A 6,564-nucleotide genomic window follows, 5' to 3' on the forward strand; every position below is an offset into this window, starting at 1 on the left:
ATGAATGCACTACGGATAGGCCCGAAAGGTGATAAATATCTGCCTATTCGACCTAGTTCGCAATACGACCACTCGGCGCAGGCCTTGTCAACCGATCTCGAACAACCCGTACGAGATGTTTGTCGCAAGGAATTGTGCCCAAAGGAGCCTCATGTCCGCCTCGTCCAACCCCGTCCCTCAGGTCATGGCGACGGCCGTTGCCACCTTTCCGAACATCACGGAAACCGCAGCCAGATTGGCAGAGGTTGGGTATGTGACTGACCCGCACATTGCAGGCGTTGTCTCCTTGGCCAGCCTGCTCGGCAAGCCCCTGCTCGCCGAAGGGCCAGCAGGCACCGGCAAGACCGAGCTCGCCAAGGCCGTTGCTCGCGCAATGGGCGCCCGCGTCATTCGGCTGCAGTGCTACGAAGGCCTGGATGAGTCCCGTGCGCTCTACGAGTGGGACTACCGCAAGCAGTTGCTGCGCATTCAGGCTGTGCGCCAAGAGGCCGCTGCCGACTGGAACGCGATCGAGGACGACATCTTCGGTGAGGAATACCTGCTGCATCGCCCACTGCTGGAGGCGATCCAAGCCGAGGACGACGTCGTACTGCTCATCGATGAAGTCGACCGTCTCGACATTGAAACCGAAGCGCTGCTGCTGGAGATCCTCTCCGACTTCCAGGTGTCCATTCCTGAGCTCGGCACGGTCGTTGCCCGCAAGCACCCGATGGTCGTGCTCACGTCCAACAACAGCCGCGACCTTTCAGAGGCATTGAAGCGCCGCTGCCTGTTCATGCACGTGGGCTACCCCACCGTCGAGCGTGAGCGCGAGATCATTCTGGCTGCGGTGCCCGGCATCACTGAGAACCTCGCGGAGCAGGTCGCTCGCATTGTGCGCACCCTGCGTGATCTCAATTTGAAGAAGAGCCCGTCGGTATCTGAGACCCTGGATTGGGCCCGAGTTCTGGTGCTGCAGGGCCAAAAGGACGTCACCACGGACACCGTGATCGAGCATCTGTCGGTGCTCCTGAAGCACCAAGCCGACATTGACAAGGCAACTGAGGAACTGACCGGCGCATGAGCCGACCGGAAGTGCGCTACTCCGAAAGACGCTATTCCGAAAGGAAGCGGAGCACGGCGTCCTGGCATGTGAAGTTGGAGGTGGTCGAGAAGTGATCGACACCCTTCAGCACCAGTGCGCTCGCGTTGGGCATAGCGGCGACCATTTCATCCACCGGTCCCACCATGTCGCGCTCACCGATCACCACAAGAGTCGGCATCGTCAGCTTCGACAGTTCACTCAGTGGCGGCATCGCACTGAAGCCCTCGACATACTGCTGCACAAGAGCCCGGTCGTTGCCTGCGGTCTCCAGCAACTGCAACACGAGGTCCGGCATCTGGCCACTGCCCTGCTCACGTTCTTTCCACATGGCATCGCCGATACCGAGCAGCACAACTTTGTCGAAGGCCTCGGGCGCAGCAATAGCGGCACGCAGCACAAGTCGAGCGCCAGCACTGAATCCGATGCCCACCACCGGCGCCTTCTCGGTCACCAGGGTCACCAGGCGCTGCGCGGCTTCAGCCTCACCGCCGGGAGCTACGGGCGCGGCACCGTGGCCAGGGAGTTCATGACCGACAACCGCAAAGCCCTCAGACTCCAAAATGTCGATCCAGCCGGTCACCCCCCAGTTGTGATCGAAGGAAGAACCCAAACCATGGACCAGCACAACCGGAGCGGACATGGCGCGAGCATAAGCCGAAGCCGAGCTCGGAGGCAGCATGCTTTCAACAGTTGAGGGTCTGGTTCGCGAACTGCGAACAATCGGGATTCCGGTGTCGACCACCGAGCACATTGACGCGGCCAAGGCGCTGAAGGTCATTGACATTGGCAACCGCCAGGAGGTCAAGGCCGCATTGTGCGCGACGATGGTCAAGCGCATTGAGCACATGAAGGCCTTCGACACGGTCTTTGACCTGTTCTTCTCCGGCCTCCAGGCATTCGACATCGAATTCCAGGAATCAGAGGGCGGCACAACCGTCGCTGACATGCTGATGGGTCTTGAGGACGACGAGCTGCACGCCATGCTCGTGGAGGCGATGGCCGAGGACGACGAACTCATGGTCAACGCACTGGTCGAGGTGTTCGTCTCGCGCAAGGCCAATGTGCAGCAAGGCGCTCAGGTCGCTGGCAATCTCTATGTCTTCCGCGTACTTCGAGCACTCGATCTGCCTGGCATTCGCGAAGAGCTCATCGAGCGGGAGCAGATCGATCCCCAGACTCCAGGGGCTGATCTGCGGCAGCGCATTGCTGAGAGCGATGCCGACCACAAGGTAGAGACCTTGCAGCAGAAGGTTGAAGCAGCAGTACGAACCTTGCTGGTCGCCGACCGCGGCGCAACAGCCGTTGCGCGGTCGCTTCGAGCCAAACTGCCAGAGGACATCGACTTCCTCACCGGATCTACCGCCGAGATCGAGGCCCTTGAATGGACCCTGGCCCCGCTGCCGGTGCAGCTGGCGCAGAAGCTGCACCAGAAGCGCTCGCACGGTCGCCACGGCGCGATCGATTTTCGGGGCACCGTCCGCCACTCGATGTCCACCGGCGGCGTCCCCGTTGATCTGGCATTCAAGAAGCCGCACCCACCCAAGCCCGAACTCATCGTGCTTGCAGACATCTCGGGATCCGTCGCATCCTTCGCGACCTTCACCTTGCAGCTGACCTTCGCCATCCGCTCCCAGTTCCGCAGCGTGCGCAGCTTCGTCTTTGTCGATGGCATCGACGAGGTCACCGAGATCATGCAGACCTCCAACAACATCGCCGAGGCTGCTCAGCGCATCGACGAAAACAAGGGCGGAATCTGGCTCGACGGTCGATCTGACTACGGCGCAGCCTTTCGCACCTTCGTAAAACGCTGGGGGCCTCAGGTCAACAGTCGCAGCATTGTGCTCATCCTCGGCGACGGCCGATCGAACTATCGGCAGCCCTCAGTAGAAACTGTTGAGTACATTGCCAAGCGCGCGCACCGAGTCTTCTGGTTGAATCCCGAACGTGAAGTCAGCTGGGGCGAGGGTGACTCTGTCATCCACAAATATGCACCCTTCTGCAGTTCTGTTTTCGAATGCAGAAACGTACGCCAACTGAAAGCATTCATCGAAGAGTTGGACTGAGTCGGGAATCGACAAGATTCCGACAAATGAAAGGAAGCCATGGCAGACAGCAACATCTCGGAGGCTATGAAAGCCGCCGTCGGAACAGAGACGTCGCGCTCCACGAGTTACCCGATCAGTGAATCGGATATTCGCAAGTGGGCAATGGCGGTCTACTGGCCAGAGAAGGCACCGGACGTATTCACCGACCCGGCAGCCGCAGCCAAGACAGTGCACGGCCGTCTTGTAGCTCCAGAGGAGTTCAACCCCTTCGCCTGGGCATCTGCCAAGGATGAGCTGTTGCTCACCGGCGGGCTTCCCAGCCGCATGGTGAACGACCCCGACAGCTCCGAGCGGGCTCTTGGCATTGAAGGCCCCGGCCTGAAGTTCATGCTCAATGGCGGGATGATCTGCGAGTACGGCGTTCGCATGGGTGTCGGCGACGTCATCACGGGAACCAACTCGGTCGGCGAATACAGCGAGCGCGAAGGCCGCCTTGGCCTGATGCTGTTCAGCCGTGGAGTGTCCACATGGGTCAACCAGAACGGTGAAATGGTCAAGCGGACCACCAGCACCTTGATTCGGTACTAGGAGGAATGACAATGACGGTCAAGGTTGGCGACGAGCTTCCAACATTCACCCGCGAAACAGGCTTTGCGAACTGGAACCGCTATGCAGCGGTCAACGACGAGTTCGTGCCTATTCACATGGACGATGCAGCCGGAGAGGCAGCCGGCAACGGCGGCGCTTTCGGCATGGGCAACCTGCAGTGGGCTTACCTCCACAACATGCTGCGCAGCTGGGTCGGCGAGAACGGCGAGATCCTCAGCATTGAGGTGCAGTTCCGCAGCCCCAACGTGAAGGGCCAGACCGTGACAGCCAAGGGCGTGGTCACTGCAGTCGATGGCGATGTCATCAGCCTGGATGTCTGGACCGAGCAGCAAGAGGGCACCAAGCTTGCTCCCGGTTCAGCCAAAGTGAAGATGGGCAAGTAGCACGACAGACAGAGGTGAAGGGGCCATCGTGCAATGCGTGATGGCCCCTTCGCATTTCTGACACTTCAATTCTCTGGAGAAGGCAATGACCGAGACGTATCTCAATGACACGGTGATCAACGCGAACGGCACCTTGTGCTCACGTTCGGTGAGCTACCCGATTGAGGCGTCCGCGATTCGCAAGTGGGCAATGGCTGTCTACTGGCCAGAACCAGCACCACAGACGTTCATGAACGCCGAATATGCACCTGAGGATTTCGATCCCTTTGCCTGGGGACCTGCCTCGTATGAGTCACTGCTTGAGGGCGACGACAGCAGCGTCGTGTATCGCCACGGCATCAACGAGCGCGCTCTCGGGTTCCCCGAATGGAAATTCCGCGCTGGCCTCAACGGCGGGATGAACTGCACCTATGGCGTACGCATGCACGTTGGAGATGTCATCACCGATGTGAAATCTGTAGGTGAGTACACCGAGCGGCAAGGTCGCAACGGACTGATGCTGATCACCCAATCAATCAGTACCTGGACGAACCAACGCGATGAACTCGTCAAGCGCACCATCAATACCGGCATTTGCTATTAGTCGAATACAGGTAGGCGACCAACTTCAGCCCTTCACCCGGCGCACGGATTTCGACAACTGGAACCGCTACGCGGGCATCAATGACGAGTTTCTTCCGCACTCGATGAACGATGAGGCTGCGCGAAGCGAAGGATTTCCGAAGGCCTTCGGCATGGGCAACCTGCAGTGGTCCTACCTGCACAGTCTGCTTCGGCAGTTCATCGGGCCTGATGGCGCGATCCTTCGCATCGACGTGCAGTACCGCAATCCGAATCTTCGTGAGCAAACCGTCACCGCGTACGGAACGGTGACCGGCATCGAGGGCGACACGGTCTCGCTGGATCTATGGACACAAGAAGCCGAAGGCGATCGCCTGGCAGTTGGAACCGCACGCGTGCGCCTGTAATCGGCGAAGTATGTCCTGATTGTCAGCGTTCTGGCAGGTGCATCTGTGCGCACCGCGTGCCAATAGACCTCGAACTCTTGTGAGCAACTGTCGTCCGCTCTACCGTTCACGAACGCCCTCCTTACTGCCGCCGAAGGGAAACCCCATGGAAATGAAGGACATGGTGATGGTCAGCATTGACGATCACGTGGTTGAGCCGCTGGACATGTTTGAGAAGCACTTTCCCAAGAGCATGATGAGTGACGCCCCAAAGCTCACGGCTCACCCGATGAACCCAGACCTCCAGGCATGGGTGTTTCAGGGCCTGCCAATCGGCAATGCGGGGCTCAACGCTGTTGCCTCCTGGCCCAAAGAGGAATGGGGCATGGATGCAACTGATCATTCCGAGATTCGCCCCGGTGTCTACGACATGGATCTGCGAGTGCGAGATATGGACGCCAACGGAGTTCTCGCTTCCATGATGTTCGGAACGTTCACCGGATTCGCCGGCACGCACCTGGCCAATCTGCCGGACAAGAAATTGGCGCTTGCTGCATTCCAGGCGCATAACGACTGGGTCGTCGGCGAGAACCCAAGCAACCACCCAGGGCGGTTCATCCCAATGGGGATGATCCCGTTCTATGACATGGACGAGTCGGTCAAGGAGATTCATCGCCTTGGAGCCATGGGCTGCCGATCCATCAGCCTTCCCGAGACTCCATACGGCGTGGGCTATCCCGAGTTCAGGTCAGGGCACTGGGATCCGGTGTTCAAGGCACTCTCGGACACCAACATGGTGGCCAGCCTCCATATCGGCGGCGGATTCGGCTTGATCCAGCGGCCATCTCCGATGGACTTCGCCGACATGAGCAACTTCTTCGCCGATGACATCATCATTCTTGCCGCGCTCGTCTCCACCATCGCGGCCACCGACTTGATGCTCAGTGGCGTGCTCAAGAGATTCCCCGACACCAAGATCGCCATGAGTGAAGGTGGACTCGGCTGGGTGCCACCGTGGCTGGACCGGATGGACCGACACATGACCAATCATGCGTGGACCCATCTCAGTTCATTGCCGGACGGGATGACACCGACCGAGGTGTGGCGCAAGAACTTCCTGGCCTGCTACATCACTGAGCCGAGCGCACTCAACAATCGCAAGCGCATCGGCGTGGAGAACATCGCCTGGGAGTGTGACTTCCCTCATTCGGACTCAACCTGGCCACGTTCACCGGAGATGCTGTGGAAGGAACTTCAGGACGGCGAGTGCACCGACAAGGAGGTCGACCTCATCACGCACGAGAATGTTGCGCGATTCTTCAGCTGGGATCCCTTCAAGCACATTGCCAAGGAGGATGCCACAGTCGGTGCTCTGCGTGCGCGAGCAACCGATGTCGATGTCAGCGAGACATCGAAGGCCGAATACCGCCGCCGCTACGCATTGGCGCATTCCGCATAGGCTCGGACCACCGCACAACGAAGGGCCCCGGAGAATT

Annotated in this window: 8 protein-coding genes; 7 read left to right on the top strand and 1 reads right to left on the bottom strand. The window is 59.5% G+C overall.

The features are described 5' to 3' along the window. Nucleotides 1-184 precede the first annotated feature (184 nt). Nucleotides 185-1,063, top strand: a complete 879-nt coding sequence (locus Q8M73_08545; GenBank protein MDP2288594.1) for a MoxR family ATPase — start codon at nt 185-187, stop codon at nt 1,061-1,063. Nucleotides 1,064-1,094: 31 nt separating this feature from the next. Here Q8M73_08545 and Q8M73_08550 read toward each other — a convergent pair whose 3' ends face one another. After that, a complete protein-coding gene (locus Q8M73_08550; protein MDP2288595.1) occupies nt 1,095-1,724 on the bottom strand; it encodes an alpha/beta hydrolase in 630 nt (209 codons plus the stop codon). A 37-nt stretch (nt 1,725-1,761) separates the two neighbouring features. On the opposite strand from Q8M73_08550, the gene Q8M73_08555 reads away from it, so the two are divergent. The 6 genes from Q8M73_08555 (at nt 1,762) to Q8M73_08580 (ending at nt 6,527) form a co-directional block, all read left to right on the top strand. Next, entirely contained in the window at nt 1,762-3,147 is a 1,386-nt protein-coding gene (locus tag Q8M73_08555; GenBank protein ID MDP2288596.1) for a VWA domain-containing protein, read from the top strand. 39 nt (nt 3,148-3,186) lie between these two features. Continuing rightward, nucleotides 3,187-3,717: a MaoC family dehydratase N-terminal domain-containing protein gene (locus Q8M73_08560; protein ID MDP2288597.1), complete on the top strand. Its 531-nt coding sequence runs from the start codon at nt 3,187-3,189 to the stop codon at nt 3,715-3,717. Nucleotides 3,718-3,728: 11 nt separating this feature from the next. Further along, nucleotides 3,729-4,121 (top strand): MaoC/PaaZ C-terminal domain-containing protein, encoded by a 393-nt coding sequence (locus Q8M73_08565; GenBank protein ID MDP2288598.1) that lies wholly within the window; start codon nt 3,729-3,731, stop codon nt 4,119-4,121. An 85-nt stretch (nt 4,122-4,206) separates the two neighbouring features. Continuing rightward, nucleotides 4,207-4,704, top strand: a complete 498-nt coding sequence (locus tag Q8M73_08570; protein ID MDP2288599.1) for a MaoC family dehydratase N-terminal domain-containing protein — start codon at nt 4,207-4,209, stop codon at nt 4,702-4,704. After that, the gene (locus Q8M73_08575) at nt 4,661-5,089 is read left to right on the top strand and encodes a hypothetical protein (protein MDP2288600.1); all 429 of its coding nucleotides are present in this window, start codon (nt 4,661-4,663) and stop codon (nt 5,087-5,089) included. The genes Q8M73_08570 and Q8M73_08575 overlap by 44 nt, the downstream gene beginning before the upstream one ends. 145 nt (nt 5,090-5,234) lie before the next feature. Further along, nucleotides 5,235-6,527, top strand: a complete 1,293-nt coding sequence (locus tag Q8M73_08580) for an amidohydrolase family protein (GenBank protein ID MDP2288601.1) — start codon at nt 5,235-5,237, stop codon at nt 6,525-6,527. Nucleotides 6,528-6,564: the final 37 nt, after the last annotated feature.

The sequence above is a fragment of the Actinomycetota bacterium genome (assembly GCA_030684515.1).
In the GTDB taxonomy this organism is placed as follows: Bacteria; Actinomycetota; Actinomycetes; order S36-B12; family S36-B12; genus UBA11398.

What these genes read in the sequence shown, in the direction of transcription:
- Q8M73_08545 (MDP2288594.1), top strand. Translation starts at nt 185, where the DNA reads ATGGCGACGGCCGTTGCCACCTTTCCGAACATCACGGAAACCGCAGCC.
- Q8M73_08550 (MDP2288595.1), bottom strand. Translation starts at nt 1,724, where the DNA reads ATGTCCGCTCCGGTTGTGCTGGTCCATGGTTTGGGTTCTTCCTTCGAT.
- Q8M73_08565 (MDP2288598.1), top strand. Translation starts at nt 3,729, where the DNA reads ATGACGGTCAAGGTTGGCGACGAGCTTCCAACATTCACCCGCGAAACA.
- Q8M73_08580 (MDP2288601.1), top strand. Translation starts at nt 5,235, where the DNA reads ATGGAAATGAAGGACATGGTGATGGTCAGCATTGACGATCACGTGGTT.
- Q8M73_08560 (MDP2288597.1), top strand. Translation starts at nt 3,187, where the DNA reads ATGGCAGACAGCAACATCTCGGAGGCTATGAAAGCCGCCGTCGGAACA.
- Q8M73_08575 (MDP2288600.1), top strand. Translation starts at nt 4,661, where the DNA reads ATGAACTCGTCAAGCGCACCATCAATACCGGCATTTGCTATTAGTCGA.
- Q8M73_08570 (MDP2288599.1), top strand. Translation starts at nt 4,207, where the DNA reads ATGACCGAGACGTATCTCAATGACACGGTGATCAACGCGAACGGCACC.
- Q8M73_08555 (MDP2288596.1), top strand. Translation starts at nt 1,762, where the DNA reads ATGCTTTCAACAGTTGAGGGTCTGGTTCGCGAACTGCGAACAATCGGG.